At 54.2% G+C, this 1,000-nt stretch carries 1 rRNA gene; it reads right to left on the bottom strand.

Going from position 1 to position 1,000, the window contains the following annotated elements:
* Window positions 1-1,000 (bottom strand): 23S ribosomal RNA (locus HMPREF3097_RS04580); the annotation flags it as partial.

Genomic DNA, 1,000 nt, shown 5'->3' with positions numbered 1-1,000 from the left:
TCGGCCAATTAGTACCAGTCACCTCCACACCTCACAGTGCTTCCAGATCTGGCCTATCAACCCCATCATCTCTAGGGAACCTCAAAAGAAACCTCATCTCGAAACAGGCTTCCCGCTTAGATGCTTTCAGCGGTTATCCCTCCCATACGTAGCCAACCAGCCATGCCACGGGCGTGACAACTGGCGCACCAGAGGTATGTCCAACCCGGTCCTCTCGTACTAGGGTCAGCCTTTCTCAAGTTTCAACGCGCGCGGCGGATAGAGACCGAACTGTCTCACGACGTTCTAAACCCAGCTCGCGTGCCGCTTTAATGGGCGAACAGCCCAACCCTTGGGACCGACTCCAGCCCCAGGATGCGACGAGCCGACATCGAGGTGCCAAACCATCCCGTCGATATGGACTCTTGGGGAAGATCAGCCTGTTATCCCCGGGGTACCTTTTATCCGTTGAGCGACACCACTTCCACAAGTAGGTGCCGGATCACTAGTCCCGACTTTCGTCCCTGCTCGACCTGTCAGTCTCACAGTCAAGCTCCCTTGTGCACTTACACTCAACACCTGATTACCAACCAGGCTGAGGGAACCTTTGGGCGCCTCCGTTACACTTTAGGAGGCAACCGCCCCAGTTAAACTACCCACCAGGCACTGTCCCTAACCCAGATCATGGGCCGAGGTTAAGATATTCAATACGATCAGAGTGGTATTTCAACAACGACTCCACACCCACTAGCGTGAGCACTTCACAGTCTCCCACCTATCCTACACAAACCGAACCGAACACCAATACCAAGCTATAGTGAAGGTCCCGGGGTCTTTTCGTCCTGCCGCGCGTAACGAGCATCTTTACTCGTACTGCAATTTCGCCGGGCCTGTGGTTGAGACAGCAGAGAAGTCGTTACGCCATTCGTGCAGGTCGGAACTTACCCGACAAGGAATTTCGCTACCTTAGGATGGTTATAGTTACCACCGCCGTTTACTGGGGCTTAAATTCTCCGCTTCG

It is taken from the genome of Corynebacterium sp. HMSC27B11, assembly GCF_001815985.1.
In the GTDB taxonomy this organism is placed as follows: Bacteria; Actinomycetota; Actinomycetes; order Mycobacteriales; family Mycobacteriaceae; genus Corynebacterium.
The sequence above is the reverse complement of the archived record's forward strand: the minus strand, read 5'-3'. Positions and strand labels throughout refer to the sequence as shown.